15 protein-coding genes are annotated in these 19,126 nt (G+C 71.5%); 9 read left to right on the top strand and 6 right to left on the bottom strand.

Annotated features, from left to right (window positions below; genetic code table 11):
* The first annotated feature begins 168 nt into the window (after window positions 1–168).
* The 5 genes from A3CE_RS0139415 (at window position 169) to A3CE_RS0139395 (ending at window position 5,128) form a co-directional block, all read left to right on the top strand.
* Window positions 169–441, top strand: coding sequence for a hypothetical protein (locus tag A3CE_RS0139415; protein ID WP_020645610.1), 273 nt, complete (start codon window positions 169–171; stop codon window positions 439–441).
* Window positions 438–1,022, top strand: a complete 585-nt coding sequence (locus A3CE_RS0139410; RefSeq protein WP_020645609.1) for a hypothetical protein — start codon at window positions 438–440, stop codon at window positions 1,020–1,022. Before A3CE_RS0139415 ends, A3CE_RS0139410 begins: the two co-directional genes overlap by 4 nt.
* Window positions 1,023–1,127: 105 nt before the next feature.
* Window positions 1,128–2,384: a bifunctional glycosyltransferase family 2/GtrA family protein gene (locus tag A3CE_RS0139405; RefSeq protein ID WP_020645608.1), complete on the top strand. Its 1,257-nt coding sequence runs from the start codon at window positions 1,128–1,130 to the stop codon at window positions 2,382–2,384.
* The gene (locus tag A3CE_RS0139400) at window positions 2,384–4,225 is read left to right on the top strand and encodes an ArnT family glycosyltransferase (protein WP_020645607.1); all 1,842 of its coding nucleotides are present in this window, start codon (window positions 2,384–2,386) and stop codon (window positions 4,223–4,225) included. The genes A3CE_RS0139405 and A3CE_RS0139400 overlap by 1 nt, the downstream gene beginning before the upstream one ends.
* A gap of 162 nt (window positions 4,226–4,387) precedes the next feature.
* Window positions 4,388–5,128: a hypothetical protein gene (locus A3CE_RS0139395; protein ID WP_026469303.1), complete on the top strand. Its 741-nt coding sequence runs from the start codon at window positions 4,388–4,390 to the stop codon at window positions 5,126–5,128.
* Here A3CE_RS0139395 and A3CE_RS0139390 read toward each other — a convergent pair.
* Window positions 5,116–5,850 (bottom strand): AfsR/SARP family transcriptional regulator, encoded by a 735-nt coding sequence (locus tag A3CE_RS0139390; RefSeq protein WP_020645605.1) that lies wholly within the window; start codon window positions 5,848–5,850, stop codon window positions 5,116–5,118. The genes A3CE_RS0139395 and A3CE_RS0139390 overlap by 13 nt on opposite strands.
* A gap of 128 nt (window positions 5,851–5,978) precedes the next feature.
* Here A3CE_RS0139390 and A3CE_RS0139385 point away from each other — a divergent pair, with 128 nt between their 5' ends.
* From A3CE_RS0139385 to A3CE_RS0139375, 3 genes are all read left to right on the top strand, one after another.
* A complete protein-coding gene (locus A3CE_RS0139385) occupies window positions 5,979–6,692 on the top strand; it encodes a PP2C family protein-serine/threonine phosphatase (RefSeq protein ID WP_020645604.1) in 714 nt (237 codons plus the stop codon).
* 107 nt (window positions 6,693–6,799) lie between these two features.
* Complete coding sequence (locus A3CE_RS0139380) at window positions 6,800–8,794, top strand: ATP-binding protein (RefSeq protein WP_020645603.1); 1,995 nt, start codon at window positions 6,800–6,802, stop codon at window positions 8,792–8,794.
* Between the two features lie 23 nt (window positions 8,795–8,817).
* Window positions 8,818–10,356, top strand: coding sequence for an ABC transporter substrate-binding protein (locus A3CE_RS0139375; protein WP_020645602.1), 1,539 nt, complete (start codon window positions 8,818–8,820; stop codon window positions 10,354–10,356).
* Here A3CE_RS0139375 and A3CE_RS0139370 read toward each other — a convergent pair.
* From A3CE_RS0139370 to A3CE_RS52250, 5 genes are all read right to left on the bottom strand, one after another.
* A complete protein-coding gene (locus tag A3CE_RS0139370; protein WP_020645601.1) occupies window positions 10,342–10,827 on the bottom strand; it encodes a DUF2127 domain-containing protein in 486 nt (161 codons plus the stop codon). The genes A3CE_RS0139375 and A3CE_RS0139370 overlap by 15 nt on opposite strands.
* Window positions 10,828–10,893: 66 nt before the next feature.
* A complete protein-coding gene (locus A3CE_RS0139365; protein ID WP_020645600.1) occupies window positions 10,894–12,342 on the bottom strand; it encodes an amidohydrolase in 1,449 nt (482 codons plus the stop codon).
* A 233-nt stretch (window positions 12,343–12,575) separates the two neighbouring features.
* The gene (locus A3CE_RS0139360; RefSeq protein ID WP_020645599.1) at window positions 12,576–14,129 is read right to left on the bottom strand and encodes an ABC transporter permease; all 1,554 of its coding nucleotides are present in this window, start codon (window positions 14,127–14,129) and stop codon (window positions 12,576–12,578) included.
* Window positions 14,126–15,034 (bottom strand): ABC transporter ATP-binding protein, encoded by a 909-nt coding sequence (locus A3CE_RS0139355; protein WP_020645598.1) that lies wholly within the window; start codon window positions 15,032–15,034, stop codon window positions 14,126–14,128. The genes A3CE_RS0139360 and A3CE_RS0139355 overlap by 4 nt, the downstream gene beginning before the upstream one ends.
* Complete coding sequence (locus tag A3CE_RS52250) at window positions 15,027–15,650, bottom strand: TetR/AcrR family transcriptional regulator (RefSeq protein ID WP_051183967.1); 624 nt, start codon at window positions 15,648–15,650, stop codon at window positions 15,027–15,029. Before A3CE_RS52250 ends, A3CE_RS0139355 begins: the two co-directional genes overlap by 8 nt.
* A gap of 237 nt (window positions 15,651–15,887) precedes the next feature.
* Here A3CE_RS52250 and A3CE_RS0139345 point away from each other — a divergent pair, with 237 nt between their 5' ends.
* Window positions 15,888–19,121 carry a S8 family serine peptidase gene (locus A3CE_RS0139345; RefSeq protein ID WP_020645596.1) on the top strand — a complete coding sequence of 1,078 codons (3,234 nt, stop codon included), beginning with the start codon at window positions 15,888–15,890 and terminating at the stop codon, window positions 19,119–19,121.
* The last annotated feature ends 5 nt before the right edge of the window (window positions 19,122–19,126 follow it).

Raw genomic sequence — 19,126 nt, 5'->3', positions numbered from 1 at the left:
CCACGACCACGCGCGCCTGGGGCACTACCCAACGTGTCCGGCGGCTTCCCCGAGCCGCCCGCGGGCGTCCCTTCCGAGTGGGCGCCTTCCGAGTCCGTGCGTTCTTCCGGGGGTGTCACGATGGATCACAACTTACCTACGTCCGGCCAACGCGGTTGGTTCGATCGTTTGCTGGACCGCTTCGGCGAGTGGCTCTTCGCCGCCGAGGAAGACGCCCGGGCGGAAGCCCGCGGCTTGGAGGTCCGCCGCGGGCCCCGCGGCACCCGCACCTATCGCGATCCCCGCTGGGACACCGTCCACGCCTGCAGTTCCTGTGGCGGCCACGGGCTCAGCCTCACCGACGGCGCGGCCTGCCCGGCCTGCGCCGGTACCGGAGTCGTCCGATCGACGCCCGCGGCCGCCGTCCCGGTCGCCGACGCCGGGAAAGGAGCACGGTCATGACCCGCAGGCGGACCCCCGACCACCAGGTCACCGAACTGGCCCGGCAGCTGACCCACGTCAAGCGGCCCAACCCGGTGCTCTGGCTCTACCACTGGCGTTACGAGATCCTCGCCGTGACGCTCCTGCCCTACGCCCTGGTGAACCTCGTCCTCTGGCTCGGGCCGATCTGGTCCCTCGTGGCCCTCGCCGCGGCGTTCAACTGGGTCTTCTACTGGCGTGCCGCCCGCCGGCACGTTCGCGGGCGGTTGCGCTCGATCGTGGTGCAGCACCGGCTCCGCACGGGTTTCGCGGGCGCCCGGATCTGCACGATGGACGGCCGCCGCCCGGCGATCCTGTGGACCCGCCCGGTCGACGGCGACATCGTGGTCTCGCTGTTCTGCCCGGCGGGCATCGGGTTCGAGCAGATCCACGCCCGCCGTGAACTGCTCGCCGCGGCGTGCTTCGCCACGGAGGTCTACGCCGACCGCCACCCGAAGTACGCCTCGTTCATCACGCTGACCATCTGCACCACGGCGGTCCGGCACGAGCCCGGCCGGGCCGCGTCACCCGGTGAGGTCGTGCCGTTGCGGGCGCACAGCTGAGGTTTCCGGGCCCGGCTTCCACCTGGTGGACGCCGGGCCCGGCACACAGCAAGCGCACAGAGAGATCACACGGTCACCAAAGCGGCACCCGCGACGGTAGACGGCATGACAGCCACCGCCTCCGCATCGCGGCCCGGGACCGTCCCGGTCGATCTGGCCGGTCCGCGACCGGTTCTCGACGTCGTCATCCCGGTCTACAACGAAGAGACCGACCTCGAACCGTGCATCCGCCGGCTGCACGACCACCTGGCCGAGCACGTCTCCTACCCGTACCGGATCACCATCGCCGACAACGCGAGCACCGACGCGACGCTGCGGGTGGCCGAAAGACTCGCACGGGAGTTCCCCGAGGTGGCCGTCCACCACCTCGACGAGAAGGGCCGCGGCCGCGCGCTCAACGCCGTTTGGCGAGCCTCCGACGCCGCCGTTCTCGCCTACATGGACGTCGACCTCTCCACCGACCTCGCCGCGCTCGGGCCGCTCGTCGCGCCGCTGCTGTCCGGGCACTCCGATCTCGCCATCGGCAGCAGGCTGGCCCGGGGAGCGCGAGTGGTGCGGGGCCCGAAGCGCGAGTTCATTTCCCGCTGCTACAACCTGATCCTCCGCTCGACGCTCGCCGCGAAGTTCAGTGACGCGCAGTGCGGCTTCAAGGCCATCCGCGCCGACGTCGCGCGCGAGCTGCTGCCCCACGTCGAGGACACCGGCTGGTTCTTCGACACCGAACTGCTCGTCCTGGCGCAACGCGCCGGGCTGCGGATCCACGAAGTACCCGTCGACTGGGTGGACGACCCGAACTCGTCGGTCAACATCGTCAAGACGGCGACCGCGGACCTCAAGGGCATCGCCCGCGTCACCAAGGCGACGTTCACCGGGGAGATCCCGATCAGCAGGCTGCGCGAACAGCTCGGCAGGCAGCCGATCGGCGTCGAGGCGCCGGGCGTGCCGCCGCGGCTGGTGACGCAGCTGGTGCGGTTCGCCGCGATCGGCGTCAGCAGCACGCTCGCCTACCTCGTGCTGTTCCTGCTGCTGCGGACAGCAGTCGGCGCGCAAGCGGCGAACTTCACGTCGCTGCTGGTGACGGCGGTCGGGAACACCGCGCTGAACCGGCGGCTGACGTTCGGCATCCGCGGGCGCACCGGCGCCGGGCGGCACCAGTTCGAAGGGCTGATCGTCTTCGGCCTCGGCCTCGCGCTGACGAGCGGGGCGCTGGCCCTGCTCAACGGTTCCACCACCCCCGGCCTCGTCCTGGAGATCACCGTGCTGGTGCTGGCGAACCTCGCCGCCACGGTGCTCCGGTTCCTGCTCCTGCGCGGCTGGGTGTTCAACCCGCGCCGCCAGGCCATCACTCAGAAGGAGTCCTGATGACCGCCGTCCTGCCCGCCCCGGTTTCCGAATCCCGGCACCGCAAGGAGTCCGGCGCGCACGCACCACCGCGCTGGGTCCGCCCGGCCGCGTTCGGACTGCTGGCCGCGACCGCCGTGCTGTACTTCTGGAACCTCACCGCGTCCGGCTACGGCAACTCGTTCTACGCCGCCGCCGTGCAGTCCGGGACGCAGAGCTGGAAGGCCTGGCTGTTCGGGTCGCTGGACTCGGGGAACGTGCTGACCGTCGACAAACCGCCCGCGGCGCTGTGGGTCGGCACGGCCTTCGCCCGGATCTTCGGGTTTTCCAGCTTCACCGTGCTGGCGCCGCAGGCGCTGATGGGCGTCGCGTCCGTCGGGATCCTGTACCTCACGGTGAAGCGGACGGCCGGCCCGGTCGCCGGGCTGATGGCCGGCGCCATGCTGGCGGTGACGCCGGTCGCGGCGCTGATGTTCCGGTTCAACAACCCGGACGCGCTGCTCGTGCTGCTCATGGTCGCGGGCGCCTACTTCGTCGTGCGCGCCACGGAAACGGCGAGCCCGCGCTGGCTGGCGCTGGCCGGGGTCGCGATCGGGTTCGGCTTCCTGACGAAGATGATGCAGGCGTTCCTCGTACTGCCCGCGTTCGGCCTGGCGTACCTGCTCGCGGCGCCGACGTCACTGGGCAAGCGGCTGCTGCACCTCGGTGGCGCGGTCGTGGCGCTGGTCGTCTCGGCGGGCTGGTTCGTCGCGCTGGTCGACCTGTGGCCGACGTCGTCGCGGCCGTACATCGGTGGGTCCGAAGGGGACAGCCTGCTCGAACTCGCGTTGGGCTACAACGGGTTGGGCCGCATCTTCGGTGGCGAAGGCAACGGCGGGGGCATGGGTGGCGGCGGCATGGGCGGCAACACCGGGTTCGGCGGGTCCACGGGCCTGTTCCGGATGTTCGGGGCCAGCTTCGGCACGGAGGTCTCGTGGCTGCTGCCCGCCGCGTTGATCGGCCTGGTCGCCGGGCTGTGGTTCACGCGCCGCGCGCCGCGCACGGACCGCACGCGGCTGGCGCTGGTGTTGTGGGGCGGCTGGCTGGTCGTGACGGCGCTGGTGTTCAGCTACATGAGCGGCACCGTGCACCCGTACTACTCGGTCGCGCTGGCGCCGGCGATCGCCGCGCTGGTGGCGATTTCGGGCCGCGCGCTCTGGCAGGGCCGGGCGCACGTCGCGCCGCGGGCGGTGCTGGCCGGGATGGTCGTGGCGACGGCGGTGTGGTCGTTCATCCTGCTCGACCGGACGCCGGAGTGGTTCCCCGCGCTGCGCTGGATCGTCGCGGTGCTCGGCGTACTGGTCGGGACGGTGCTGGTGATGGGCACGTCTGCTTCGCGTCGCCTGGTTGCCGTCGTGGCGGCGGCCGTGGTCCTGACGATCGGGGCATCGTCGGCGGCCTACGGCGTCGAGACGGCGTCGGTGGCGCACAGCGGGTCGATCCCGGCCTCGGGCCCGACGTCGAGCGCCATGGGCGGCTTCGGTGGTTTCGGGGATGACACGTCGTCGAGCGAGATCGGCGCGTTGCTGGCGAAGACGACGACCGAATGGGCCGCGGCGACGACGGGTTCGCAGAGCGCGGCATCACTGGAACTGGCGAGCGGCAAGGCGGTGATCGGCATCGGCGGCTGGAGCGGCTCCGACCCGGCACCGACGCTGGACGAGTTCAAGGCGTACGTCGCGGCGGGCGAAGTCAAGTACTTCATCGAAGGCGGCCGCGGCGGCGGTCCGGGCGGCGGATCGTCGGAGATCACGGAGTGGGTGACGGCGAACTTCACCGCCACCACCGTCGACGGCCAGACGGTCTACGACCTGCAGAGCTGATCACCGTCTTCAGGGGCCGTGAGCGGGAACGCCGTTTCCGCTCACGGCCTTTCGCGCGAACCGGAAGTCGTCCACGGAAAACGATCTTACAGAGAAAGTATGGAAATCTTCCGTACCGTGGCGGCGAACGGCGGCAGGGGGCCGCCGGACCAGGGGGAACACATGACACTCGATCGACGGAACCTGCTCAAGATCGGTGCGGCCACCGTCGCCGGATCCGTGCTGCTCTCCGGGACCGCCATGGCGGACACGGGCCTGCCGCCCGTGCCGGGGATGCTCGGTGACCGCCGCGCCAACGAACTCTGGTACCAGCTCGACGAAATCGCGCTGTACCACCCGTCCCAGGAAGTCCAGGACGCCTACGCCGTGCTCTTCCCGTTCATCCAGCAGAACGCCCCGGAGGGCCTTTACAAGAAGTGGCGGGAGCTGAGCCGGGAACCGGGCTACCCGAAGAACTACGCCGAGTTCGTCAAGCCGGTCGAACAGCCGCTGCGGACCCTGTCGACGCTGCAGCTCGACAATTTCGACCGCTTCTACCGCGGTGACGAAGCGGGCCTGGTCACCGCCTTCGCCGCCTTCGGGCAGGGCATTCTCTTCGACCCGCGGCGGGAGCCGGTCGAGTCGGAGGTGCACACCATGGACGGCAGCCCGCCGAACGGCTACCACTTCTGGCACTCCATCCAGCGCGGGCAGATGTTCCTCGGCATCGACCGGCACCGCTGGGCGCGGATCGACCCGCTGCTCGGCTTCGCGTGGGCACTGCAGTCCATCGCGAAGCCCGACCACCGCCACGTCAATCCCGGCCTGCCGCGGGAGCAGGTCCGCGCGCTGGCCCGGTACTGGCTGCCGCGCACGCCCGCCCAGCTCGACCGGGACTTCCAGTCGGCGCCCTACCCCGCGTGAGCGTCCAGCACCCGCTGGTACGCCGCCCGTAGCGCCGGGCCCGGTGCGATCCCGAGCCGCCGGCCGAGCAGCTGGCGGCCCTGGTGGTAGACCGCGATCGCATCGGCCGGCCGGCCGCTCGCGCAGAGCCCGGCCATGAGCAGGGCCCGTGCGCGTTCCCGAAGCGGGTGTTCGAGGACGAGCGCGGTGGCGTCGGGCACCGCCCGCAGGTGGTCGCCCGACGCCACTTCCGCTTCGATCCGGCCTTCCAGCACCGCCAGCCGCAGCTCCTCGAACCGCGCCGACTCCCCCGCCCGGAGCGGCCCGGCGACGTCGGCGAGGACCGGGCCGCGCCACAGGTCCAGCGCGGCGCGGAACGCCTTCGCGGCGTCGGCCGGCCTGCCCGAGCTCAGCTCGTCGCGCCCCGAAGCGGCCAGCCGTTCGAACTCCTCGGCGTCGACGGTCCCGCCCGGTGCCAGGACGTAGCCACCGCCGGTCCGGACGAGCCGCGCCGGGCGTCCGAGGGCCTTGCGCAGGCGGGAGACGTACGTGCACACCTGCGCGTCGACCGTCGACGGCCGTTCGCCGTCCCACAGCAGCGAAATCAGCCGTTCGTCTGGCACCACGCGCCCGCCGGCCAGCAGCAACGCGGCCAGCAGCGTCCGCGGCTTGCGCCCGCCGAGCACGGCCGGACGGCCGTCGGCGCGTGACACCGCCAGCGGCCCGAGAATCCGGAACTCCATCCCCCACCCCCCTTCCCAAGGTACGCGGACCGGCACCCACCGGCACCGGAAAGCCGGCATCGGAAAGTCTCAGCCGCCCCTTAGGTTCGGCGCGGATCATGGAGGGCAGAGGGGACGAGGAGGCCGCGATGATCACCACACGTCCGGGTTACCCGCGTTGGCACACCGCGAGCGCGCAGGGGCCGCGCTCGCTCAACGCCGACGCCGTCGGCGCGTACGCCGCCGCCGGTGGGCCAGGCATCGTGTTCGCTCTCGCCGACGGGGTCGGGGATGATCCCGCCGCCGCGCGGGCGGCTCGCACCGCCGCCGCGGCCGCCGCTCGCACGCCTGTCCACAAAGGACCTGTCGAGGCCGTTCTCGCCGCGCAGCGGGCGGTTCGCGAGCTGGGCGGCGGGGACGCCGTGCTCGTCGTCGCCATGCCCGCCGAGCACGGCGGGTACCGCATCGCCTGGGTCGGCGACTCCCGCGCGTACGCCTGGGACGGCACCGCGCTGACCCTCCTGACCACCGACCACACGCTCGCCGAGTACTTCCGCGCCCGCCACCAGCCGGTGACGCCGCGGATGGAGCACGTGGTCACGACCAGCGTGCGCACCACCGAACCGCACGAGATCGGCACGGCCGAGACCACGAGCGCGGGACTGCTGCTGACCAGTGACGGCGTCCACAAGCCGCTCACCGGCGGCGGCATCCGCGCGGTGCTGGCCCAGCCCGGCACGGGCGCCGCCGAGCTCGTCGACGCCGCGCTCGCCCGCGGTGGCTCGGACAACGCGACCGCCATCTACGTCGAACCCCTGGAGGCGGCCGACAGCACGACGGTCCGATTTCCCGTCGCCGCGTGAGCCAGAGCCCGAGCCGATAGACAAATCCCGGCCAATCGAGCAGAACCCGTAGCCATCCGATCACGGTGCGTTTATCCTGGTGACCAGGTCCACCTGGGGGTACGCCGATGGTCGAAACGGATCATTCCGGGTCCGTCCTGCTGACCCGCCGGCTGCTCTGGAACGGCGTCGACGCCAAGCCACCGCCGCCGGTGGTCCTCCTGCTGGGGCCGGTGGGCGCCGGCAAGTCGCACGCGCTCGAAGAGATCGGCGACCACCTCAGCTGGGGCGTCGTGCACGCCCGGTTCGACTTCGCCGGCGACGAGCCCACCCCGGTCGACGTCCTGACCAGGCTGACCTACAACCTTTCCCGCAAGTGGCCGCACCGCGCGCGGCCACGGTTCCTGCGCTTCACCGTCGCCCTGATCGCCGTCGGCGCGGAACTCACCACCACCGATCGCGTACAGGACAAGGAAACGCTGCGCCGGCTGCTCGTGGAGTTCAAGCGCAGCCGGTGGTCCGGCCGGCTCGACCCGCTCGTGCGGGTCCTCGTCAAGACGGCCGCGTCCGCAGTGCCCGCGCACCTCGGCGACGCCTTCGCCGCCGAGGTCCCGACACTGATCCAGACCATCCGCCCGCGGCTGGGCCAGGTTCTGCGGTCGCTGACGGAGTTCGACCGGTTCAAGAGCGGCGACGCCCTCGACGCACTCGTCGATCTCAACTGGCTGGCCCGCGGCAACGAGCCCGACCCCGACGGCGTCACCGCGTGGCTGACCGAAGCGTTTCTCGCCGACGTCCGGGAGAACCACCGCCGGATGTCCGCCCCGGAACGGCGCAGCCCGTGCGACTGTGAAAGCCCCGGGAAACACGTGCACAACTGGGTGGTGCTCCTCGACGACGTCGACCGCCCGGGCGGGCTCGCGTTCCTCAAGGCACTGGCGGCGGCCCGCGAGACCCACCGCCGCCGGCACGGCGACCGCGGCACCGGCGATCCGCTGCTGGTCGTGGCCACCAGCGGCAAGTGGGACGGCGAGTGGGAACGCGAGCTCGCCCGCGCCTGGCGGCCGCCGTGGCAGCCGGACAGGGGCACGGCCCGGGTCGTGCCGAACTGCCGGAACGCTTCCTACGACGGGTGGGCCAAGGTCCCGGAGAACGCGCGTCCCTCGGGCTACTATCCCGTGCTGCTCGAACCGCTGGACGTCGACGAGGTCGCGGCCGTCCTGAGCGAGCACGAGGGCGAGGACGTCCCCCGCGCGACGGCCGCGTTCGTCCGCCGAGCCACCGGCGGCCTGCCGATGGCCGTGCGGCAGCTGGCCAGGACGCTGGACGGTACCCCGGTCCGCGACGGTGCCCGTGACGTGCTCGGCACCTCGGGCCCCGACCCGTGGCGCAGCTGGCTGACCAGGCTCGGGCTGTCCACTGTGGACACCGAGGCGCTCGTCACGGCCGCGCCGTTCGCGACCGCGCCGTGGCTGGTTCCGCTGACCGAACACGGTCTCGTCGGCCAGCCGAACGTCGGCACGATCCTCACCGAGCTCCGGTCCTCCCTCTGGGTGAGCGCGCCGGACACCGGTGGTGGCACGCCCGACCACGCCACCCTGCACCCCTGGCTCGCCGGCAACCTGGTGTCCGCGCTGGCGCGGCGCAACGGCGGCGCCGGCCCGACCTACGAGGCGCAGTTCACCGCGCTGAGCACCGGCCCCGGCTCCGACGACGTCCGGCGCGCGTACTGCCGGCTCGCCCTCGGCGACTTCCCCGCCGTGGTGGACCTGTTCGAGCAGGACTTCCCGAAACTCCCGCACCAGGACTGGATCGACCGGCTCACGGTGGTGGTGCACGCCCCGGACGCCCAGCCGCTCGAGGAGGACTACGAGCGGCTCTACGGCAAGCTCGTCGGCTCCGACGTCAAGCAGAACCCGGGCGACCGCACGGAAATCCGCAACAACCTGGCCCGCCTGATCGCCGCGAGCTGGCTCACTGCGAACCCGTTCGCCGTACGGGGCCCGGACCAGAACCGGGCCATCGGCAACGCGTTGGTCGCGTTGTCCTCTCAGTCCCAGCGCGCGGACACGAAGGCACTCGACGAAACCGCCAAACTCGCCTACCAGGGACTCTGGCCCTGACGCGCCGGAACGGAGGAACCCCGATGCCCCGCACCACGCTGCTCGACCGCATCGCCCCGGGAAACCGGTCCGCCGTGCCGCCCGTCCGGCCGCGAAGCCTGCTCCACCGGCACTGGATCGCCGTGTCCGTGGTCGCCTTCCTCGTGCTGGCCGGCGTGCTCGGGTGGACCCGCCCGTGGGAGCAGTGCGGCGCCGGGCTGACGGCGGCGGACGACGTCTGCGTCGGCCTCGACCTCGGGGCCGCTCCCCTCCGCGACGACGATCCGCTCGCCGACCTCGAAGCTCTGATCGCCGACCGCAACGCGCACGCCGGTTCCACCTTCAAGACCGTCGTCGTGCTCGACGACCTGACGCCGGACCCGGACACCGACAGCACGCCGATCAAGTTCGTCCGGCACGGGGTCCAGGGCGCCATCGCCGCGGCCTGGCCGCGTCCGGAGTCCTCCGGCATCAAGCTGCTGCTGGCGAACTTCGGCAGCAGCGCCGGTCACTGGCGCGAGGCCGTCGGCCAGATCGTCGCGTCCGCCGGAACCGAACACATCGCCGCGGTGACCGGGATCGGCGTCAGCCTGGAGAACACCCGCAACGCGGTCGCCGAGCTGTCGCGCCACGGGATCGTCACGATCGGCGCGACGGTGACCGCCGACGACCTGAACATCGACGCCGACGGCAAGCCGATCAAGAACTTCTTCCGGGTCGGGCCGACGAACAGCGACGAAGCGCACGCCGCCGTCAACTACGTCGCCAAGCTCCCGAAGCAGCGCACGCTGCTGGTCGCGGACGTCAACGAGGCAGACACCTACGCCGGCACCCTGACGAAGGCGTTCCAGGACCAGCAGCTCGTGCCGATCCCGTTCTCGAAGAAGTACGACTCCCTGGAAGGGCAGCTGACCGACACGAGCCGCGACGAGTACCTCCAGAAGCTGTTCCGCGGCATGCATTCCGACATCTGCACCGCCCAGCCCGACGTCATCTACTTCGCCGGCCGCGGGGTCGACCTTCGGTCGTTCGTCTACGCCCTCTCGAACGACGGCGCGTGTCAGCAGCTGCGCTCGGTCACGGTGATCTCCGGCGACGACACCGCGACGCTCGTCGGCACCAAGCTCCCGTTGTCCGGCGACATCGCCGTCACGCCGCTGTACACCGCGCTTGCCCATCCGGACCAGTGGAAGATGTTCACCGGCAACGACGCCGCGCTGACCTACCGGCAGAACTACACGGACTTCCTCAACGCGTTCACGGGCACCCACGAGTTCACGCGGGACGACCTCTTCGACGGCGCGGCGATGATCGAGCACGACGCCGTGGCCACCGCGGTCGAGGCTGCCGAGACCAACCCCTCGTCCAGCCCGCCGTCGATGCGGAACTTCGTCGCGAACATCGACTGCAACTCCCCGGTGCCCGGGGCCACCGGCTTCATCGCGTTCCGGCAGGACGGCGGGAACCAGATCGACAAGGTGCTCCCGATCCTGCGGATCCAGGAGGACGGGACGACCAGCCCCGTCGACCTCGTGTGGTCGCAGGGGCGTCCGCTGGACACGTCGCCGTCATGCACCTCGTGACCGCTTCAGCTGACGGTACTCGCGCAGCACGAGAACGATGATCACGACGTCGAGCGCGGCGAAGAACGGCAACGCGAGCGAGTGGGTGTGCACCGCGCGGAAGATCTCGTAGACCACGAACGCGGCGAGGATCAGCGCCGCGACGGGGTAGGCGCGGACGATCTTGCGGGCCAGCGCCCACACCAGGCCGAGCTTGATCACCCCGTGGGCGAGCAGGTACGCGACGGCGAAGGTCTTCGTGTCGCCGTGGAGGAAGTTCTCCGTCGCCGACTCCAGGTGGCGCGCCAGCGTGCCCGACGGGTCGCCGAGCAGGTCACGGGTGATCACGGCGTGGCTGAACCCGCTGACGGTCGCCGCCGGCACGAACGCGAGGATCAGCGCCCCGACGACCTGCAGGGCGCCGTCGAGGCCTTTGACCGCGATCGCGATCCGGAAGAACTTCTCGGTCGCCGTCGGTTTCGTCTCGGACATGCCTCCAGCTCAGCAGAAATCGGCGGTCACCGCACGTGGAAGCCCTTGCCGGCCGGCCGGCCCCGCTCAGACCAGGTGCGTGACGTGCCCGCCGAGGATGGTCGCTGTCACCGGGAGCGCTCGCAGGTCCGCCGGAGACAGGACCGACGGGTCCGCCGCCGTCACCATCAGGTCCGCGACGTCCCCCACCGCCACTCCGCGACGGCCGCCGGAAGAAGCCGCCAAGGCGTCGGCGAGGGAGATCGCCTGCTCCGGGTGCCACGGCGGGCGGTCGTCGTCCGTGCGGGAAATCGCCGAGGCGATGCCGTCCCACGGGTCCAGCGGCGCCACCGGGGCGTCCGAGCCGAACTCCAGCCGCGCGCCCGTTTCCAGCAGCGAGCGGTAGGGGAACGCCCGCGACGTACGGCCGTGCCAGTGGCGGTCCGCGACGTCGCGGTCGTCGGGCTGGTGGGACGGCTGGACCGCCGCGATCACTCCCAGCGAAGCGAACCGGGGAACGTCGGCAGCCGCGAGCAGCTGCGCGTGCTCGATGCGGCCCGGGCAGCCGACCTCTTCGAACGCGTCCAGCGCGATCGTGTTCGCGTGGTCGCCGATCGCGTGCACCGCCGGGATCAGGCCGTGGTCGAAAGCCCGCTGCAGCAAGGGAACCAGGTCCGACGGCGGGAGTTCGAGCGAGCCGGGTGAATCGCTGCCGGGGTACGGGTCGTGGCAGTAGGCCGTGCGCGTGTTGAGGGAACCGTCCACGAAGAGCTTGAACGGCCCGACCGTCAGCAGCCCGTCCGAATCCGGCAGGACGTCGCCCGTGCGGTGGCCGCGCTCGATGGTCCGGTCCAGCAGGTGCCTCGCGATCACGCACGAGATCCGCGTGGCCGGGGCGCCCCGGCGCGTCCAGTCCGCCACCGTGTCCGCGTATTCGTAGTCGACGATCTGCGTCACCCCCCGCGCGGCCGCCGCGGCCACCGCTTCCGCCACCCACTGGTCCTGGACGTCGATCGCCGCCGTCGGGAGCTGGGCCGTCGCGGTCATGCAGTCGCCCTCCAGCAGCACGCCGGTCGGGTGGTCGCGGCCGATCAGCTTCAGCGCCGCCGGGCTCAGCCACAGCGTGTGCAGGTCCGCGCTGAACAACGCGACCGCCCGGCCGGGCAGCGCGCGCTGCAGCAGGTCCTTGTGCGGCTTGTCCGGCCACAGCCCGTCGCGGAACCCCGCGCCGACGACGAGTTCCGTCCGCGGCGCCGGCGTCGCCAGCAGGTGCGCGAGCAGCAGCTCGACCGCCTCCCCCGCCGAGCGGGCCGCGTCCAGCGGGATCCGGCGCCGGAACGTCGCCCACTGCAGGACGTGGACGTGCGCGTCGATCAGCCCCGGCAGCAGCGTGCCGCCGTGCCCGTCGACCACGCGCGCGGCGAACCCGGCCGAGCCGGGTCCGGTGATCGACGTGACCCGGCCGTCGTTCACCCGGACGTCCGCGAGGTCGCCGCCGAGGCCCGGGCGCACGCGGCGCAGCAGGAGATCATCCATGCGGACCACTGTGCCAGCCCGCCCATCCGGGTGAAACACGCATAAGACCTGAAATATCCGGGTACCTGTATGCGTTCTAACCATTGGCAGCCGTCGCCCGCCGAAGGGTCAGGGCCGGTCTAGGGGCGCCGCCTTCACAAGCCGCGCAGGGTTCGACTCCCTCGGTTGCCGCTCGAATCCGTGAATGGCACATTGAGAGACTTCAAGTCTCTCAATGTGCCATTCACGGCCTTTCACCCCACCGGCATGTCACGGCGGCGCAACGCTGCCAGGCCGGCGGTAACGGCCAAAGCCGCGATGAGCAGCAACCCGAGGACCGGCGGCAGGGAGAACGTTCCGCCCGGCAGGTGGGCCAGGTGCGCGAACGGCGAGATCCCCAGCACCACGTCGTTCCACTGCAGGGCCGAGCCGACCAGCGACAGCAGCAGGAACGCCGCCAGCAGCCCCCACGCCGCCGCCGCGAAGCGCGGGAAGAAGCCGATCAGCGCCGCCGCCAGGCCGGCCAGTACCCAGACCGCCGGCAGCTGGGCCAGCGCCGACGGAACCAGCGAAACCCCGGACGTCAAGCCGGTCGCCCAGCCCGTCACCGCCAGCACGAACGCCGAACCCGCCAAGGCGAACGTCAGGTGCGCGAGCGCCCAGCCGACGCGGCCGACCGCCGTCGCCAGCACCGGTTCCGCGCGACCCGCCGCCTCTTCGGCACGCAGCTTCAGCGTTGCCTGCACCGCGTAACCCGCCGCCGCGAGCCCGAACAACGTCATCGTCCCGGCCAGGTACGCGTCCGTCGCCGCGCCTCCGCCGCCCATCCGGGAGAACACCTCCGCGACCGCCTTGTTGTCCCGCATCATCTCCGCGACGTTGCGCGCGACCCCGCCCATCAGCAGGCCGACGAGCCCGAGGCACACCGTCCAGACCAGCAGCGTCCCCCGCTGCAGCCGCCAAGCCAGCGCCAGCGGCGAACGCAGTGACGCCTTCGCGGCGGAACGCCCCAGCCGGGCCGGGAGCAGTGCCGCGCCGAGGTCCCGGCGCGCGGACAACGCGACCGCCGAGACCACCAGCAAACCGGTCGCTACGACGGCCAAGGCGAGCACCCACCACTGCTCGCCGGCGAACGGCCGCAGCCGGTGCGCCCAGCCGATCGGCGACAGCCACGCGAGCCAGCCCGCCGAGCTGCTGTCGCCCGCCGCACGCACCAGGAACGCCAGCACCAGCACGCCGATCCCGATGCTGCGCGCCCCGCCCGCACCCCACGTGAGCTGGGCGGCGACCGCGCCGACGCCGGCGAACACCCAGCCCACCGAGGAAAACTCAAGCCCCAGCGCGAAAGCCCCCGCCGCCGGGACCCCCTGTGCGGCAACAGCCAACCCCACCAGCAGCCCGTACACCGCACACGCGCCACAGGCGGCGATCACGGCCGCCGCGAGCCCGGCGTGCCGTCCCACGACGGTCGCGCCGGTGAGCTCCCGGCGGCCCGCCTCCTCCTCGGCCCGGGTGTGGCGGACCACGGTGAGCAGCGCGATCAGCCCGGCGACGACCGGCACGAACCCGCACTGCCACGCCAGGAGATTCCCCGGCGACGAGCCGTACAGCGGCCCGTTGCGGACCACGAAGGTCGCGCTCGAAGCGTTGAGGTCGGAGAAGTGCTGCCGCGACAAGGCATCCGGGTACGCCGCCTTGATCGACGACAGGTAGCCGACCGGCGCCAGCGCGAGACCGGTGATCCACACCGGCATGAGCACCCGGTCGCGCCGCAGCACCAGCCGCAGCAGCGACCACGTCCCGGTCATCGCCCCGCTCCGACCGGCTCGTCCTGCCGGTAGTGACGCAGGAACAGCTCCTCGAGCGTCGGCGGCCGGCTCACCAGGCTCCGCAGCCCGGCCTCGGCGAGGTGCCGCATCACGTCGTCCAGCGACGTCTGGTCGACGGACAGGTGGATGTGCGAGCCGTACGTGCTCAGGTCGTGCACCCCCGGCAGCGACGCCAGCTCCGACGGAACCCGCGCGAGCGACGCGTCGATGGTGATCCGGCCCAGGTGCCGCAGCTCGTCCAGGGTGCCCGACTCGACCGTGCGGCCGGCCCGGATGATCGTGACGCGGTCGCACAGCGCCTCGACCTCGGAGAGGATGTGCGAGGACAGCAGCACCGTCCGGTCGCCGCGTTCCCGCTCCTCCGCGACGACCTGCCGGAACACCTCCTCCATCAGCGGGTCGAGCCCGGACGTCGGCTCGTCGAGGACCAGCAGCTCCACATCGGACGCGAGCGCGGCGACGAGCGCGACCTTCTGCCGGTTGCCCTTCGAGTACGTCCGGCCTTTCTTGCGCGGGTCGAGGTCGAAGCGCTCGACCAGTTCCGCGCGGCGAGCGGTGTCGAGGCCGCCGCGCAGCCGGCCGAGCAGGTCGATGACCTCGCCGCCGGTCAGGTTGGGCCAGAGCGTGACGTCACCCGGCACGTACGCGAGCCGCCGGTGCAGCTCGGTGGCGTCGGTCCAGGGGTCGCCGCCAAGCAGGGTGGCGCGGCCGCCGTCGGCCCGCATCAGCCCCAGCAGGACGCGGATCGTGGTGGTCTTGCCGGCGCCGTTGGGCCCGAGGAAGCCGTGCACCTCGCCGGTGTGGACGGTCAGGTCGAGCCCGTCGAGGGCCCGCGTCCGGCCGAACGCCTTGGTGAGGCCGTCGGCGGTGATCGCCTCAGCCATCTTCGTTCCTTTCTCGACTGTCCAGGTTGGACAGAGCTTCGCGGGCCTTGTCGAGCATCTCCGTCCCGGCGAGCGGATGGGTCAGCAGATGCCCGGCGGCGGCCATGATCCGCAAGGTGGCTTCGTGGGTGTTCGGCGTCTCCCCGAGCACGTCGGCCATCGGGCCGTGGAAGACGAAGAGGCCGCCGGTCATCGCGACGAGCGCGGCCGCGGTGCCGCGCGGGTCGGGCCCGCCGATGTCCGCGGCGCGGAAGTAGGCCTCGGTCTCGTCGACTATCTCGGCGAACTGCCGGGCCGCGGCCGCGGAGCCGTCGATCATCGCCCGGCCCAGGTACCGCCGCAGCAGCAGCTGGCGCGCGTCGAACGTCGGCAGGAACCCCGCACTGCCCTTCTCGAGCGCCTCCATCTTGAATTTCAGCAGCTCGTCGTAGACGTAGGCGTCGCAGACCTCACGCAGGCCGTCCTTGGACCCGAAGTGGTGGCGGATCAGGCCGCCGGAGACCCCGGCTTCCTTGGCGATGTCGAGGATCGACGTCTTCTCCATGCCGCGTTCGGTGAACAGCCGGATGGCCGCGTCGCGGATCCGCGCCCGCGCGGTGAAGTCTTCGGTGCTCATCATCAGTCCTATACGTTCATGTAGTCGACTACACGTGAATATAGCCCGCTACACGCACGTATAGCAAGGCGCCACTTTCACGTGAAAGTGACACTTCGGGTTACCGCCTAACCGCCGAGCCGGTTAGGCCATTCGGCTCGCAACCAAGTGCGGTCTATGGGCTGACTGTCTGATTGCTGACGAAGATCCCACCCTGTGTACTGCTCGGACGCACATCTCCACGAAGGGGTCAGTTCAGTGACACAGCACAGATCGCGCTGGAGACGGAGGGCCGGGATCACCGTCCTCGCCACCGCACTCGGCGCCTCCGTCCTCGGCGTGGCCGTTCCGATGGCCTCCGCCCAGCAGGCCCCGCCGACCAACGGCGCCGCCGACGGCAAGACCCTCGACGAGCACGACCGCGCGCTCGTCGCCGAAGCCGAGAAGGCCGGGAAGCCGGACGTCACGCTGCTGATCGCCGCGGAAAAGGGCCAGACCGGCGCCGCCGTGAACGAGCTCAAGGCCCTCGGCGGCGTTGTCCAGTCCACCGACGAGAAGCTCGACTACGTCAAGGTCAGCATCCCGCCGGAGAAGGCCGAGAAGGCCGCCAAGCTCAAGTCGGTGAACGCCGTCGACGTCGACGGGCTCATCATGCGCGACGACCCGAAGCCCGACGGCGCGACCACCCCGCTGCCGCAGCCGGCCCCGGGCAAGAACACCCCGCGCGTCAACCCGTACCTGCCGACCGGCGACACCTACGCGGCGCAGTTCGGCCAGGTCCTGCCCGGCTGGGACGGCAAGGACGCCACGGTCGCGGTGCTCGACTCCGGCGTCGACCTCGACTCCCCCGCGCTGGCCACCACCAGCCACGGCGAACGCAAGATCGTCGACTGGTACAACGCCAACGCCACCAACTCCGGCGACGGCACCTGGGTCAAGCAGTCCACCCAGACCTACACCGGCACCTTCACCGCGAACGGCAAGACCTGGACGGCTCCGGCGACCGGCGGCCCGTACACGTTCGGCCTCTTCGGCGAGACCGCGGGCGACCTGGGCGCGGCGGACAGCGAGACCGGCGGTGACGTCAACCGCGACGGCGACCGCGCCGACTCCTGGGGCGTGCTGCTCGACCCGGCGACCAAGGAGGTCCGGGTCGACCTCAACGGCAACGGCGACTTCACCGACGAGAAGCCGATGACCGACTACAAGGTCAAGAACGACTTCGGCTTCTTCGGCACGGACAACCCGGCGACCGACGTCGCCGAGCGGATGGCGTTCGTGGTCCAGACCGACAAGGCGGGCTACGTCGGCATCGGCATCGCCGGCGCCGAGCACGGCTCGCACGTCGCGGGCATCGCCACCGGCAACGACCTGTTCGGCGGCAAGATGGACGGCGCGGCCCCGGGCGCGAAGGTCCTGGCCGTCAAGGTCTGCCTCACCGGCAGCGCCTGCACTTCGTCCGGCCTGGTCGACGGTGTCGTCTACGCGGCCAGCCACGGCGCCGACGTCATCAACATCTCGATCGGCGGCCTGCCGGCGCTCAACGACGGCAACAACGCCCGCGCGGAGCTCTACAACCGCACGATCGCCGAGTACAACGTCCAGATCTTCATCTCGGCGGGCAACAGCGGCGCCGGGGCGAACACCGTCGGCGACCCGTCGGTGGCCACGGACGCGATCTCGGTCGGCTCGTACATCACCAAGGAGACCTGGCTGTCGAACTACGGCTCGGTCACGAAGAACCCCGAGTCGCTGCACCCGTTCTCCTCGCGCGGCCCGCGTGAGGACGGCGGCTTCAAGCCGGACATCATCGCGCCCGGCGCGGCGATCTCCACCACCCCGCGGTGGACAGCGGGGAGCCCGGTCGCCGGCACGTACACCCTGCCCGCCGGCTACGCGATGCTGCAGGGCACGTCGATGGCGGCGCCGCAGGCGACCGGCGCGGCGGCCCTGCTGGTGAGTGCGTACAAGGCGACGCACAACGGCCGGCGGCCGCCGGTGGCGCAGCTGCGCGCGGCGATCAAGTCGACCGCGCGGTTCGTGCCGGGCATCGGCGCGTACGCCCAGGGCGCGGGCCTGTTCAACGTCCCCGCCGCGTTCGTCGCGCTTTCGCTCAACCCGAAGCCGGACGCCGTCTCGACGTCGGTCGAGGTGCACACCGCGCTGTCGGGCCTGCTGGCCACCCCGAACACGGGCGTGGGCATCCACGACCGCGAGGGCGTGACCACCGGCAAGGCGTACACCCGGACGTACACGATCACCCGCAGCACGGGCTCGGCGCACCCGGTGCCGTACTTCGTGCGGTGGGTCGGCAACGACGGCACGTTCTCTTCGGGGTCCACAGTGGTCCTTCCGCTGAACACGCCGGTGAAGTTCGACGTCAAGGTCAACCCGAAGAGCACCGGGGTCCACTCAGCCCTGCTCTACCTGGACAACCCGCTGACCATCGGCATCGACGTGCAGACCCTCAACACGGTCTTCGCGCCGCAGGAGTTCGTCGCCGGCAAGGGTTTCCAGGTCGACGTCTCGGGCAAGGCCGCCCGCAACCAGGCGACCAGCTACTTCGTGCGGGTGCCGCCGGGCGCCAGCGCGCTGAAGGTGGACCTGGACGCCGGCGCCGGCGTCCCGGGCAAGGGCCAGGTGCGGTTCCTGCGGTACGACCCGACCGGTGTCCCGGCCGAGGCCAGCACCGCGACGACCGCGTGCTACCTGCCCGACGCGGGTGCGGGCTGCGCCGGCGGCACGCCGGCCAGCCGGACCATCGCCAACCCGCTGCCGGGCGTGTGGGAGATCGTCGTCGAAGCGCGGCGGACGTCCGATGTGGACGAAGCGGCGTACAAGCTGTCGGCGACGGTGCTGGGCACGGCGATCTCGCCGAACCCGGATGTCATCGCGTCCGCCACGCTGGGCACGCCGATCGCGCGGTCCTACACCGTGCAGAACTCGCTCGGCGCGTTCACCGGCAAGCTGAACGGCGCCACGCTGGGCAGCGCGAAGACGCTGCGGCCGTCGATCGCCGAAGGCACGCAGCAGCAGTACCAGATCGCGGTGACGCCGGGTTCGACGTCGCTGACCGCCACGATCGGCAGCCCCGCCGTCGTGGGCACGGACCTCGACCTGGTGCTGTACAACTGCACGACCGGATCCTGCGTGCAGGCGGGCGTCAGCGCGGACGGTGACTCCGAGGAATCGGTGACCGTGCCCAACCCGGCGCCCGGTGTGTGGGTCGCGCTCGTCGACGGGTACGCGGTGCCCGGCGGCACCACCGCCTACGACTACCTCGACGTGTTCACCAACCCGGCGTTCGGTTCGGTCGCGGTGACCGACGCGAACGCGCTGCGGGCGTCGGGGAGCTCGTGGACGGTACCGGCGACGGTGACCGTCGCCACCGCGCCGGCCGCGGGCCGGACCCTGCGCGGCCAGCTGGCCGTGCAGACCGACACCGGCGTCACGGTCGGCACCTCGCTGGTGCAGATCACCTCGGTGAGCTAGTCAAG

The sequence above is a fragment of the Amycolatopsis balhimycina FH 1894 genome (assembly GCF_000384295.1).
Taxonomy (GTDB): Bacteria; Actinomycetota; Actinomycetes; order Mycobacteriales; family Pseudonocardiaceae; genus Amycolatopsis; species Amycolatopsis balhimycina.
This window is presented reverse-complemented; position numbering and strand designations above follow the sequence as displayed.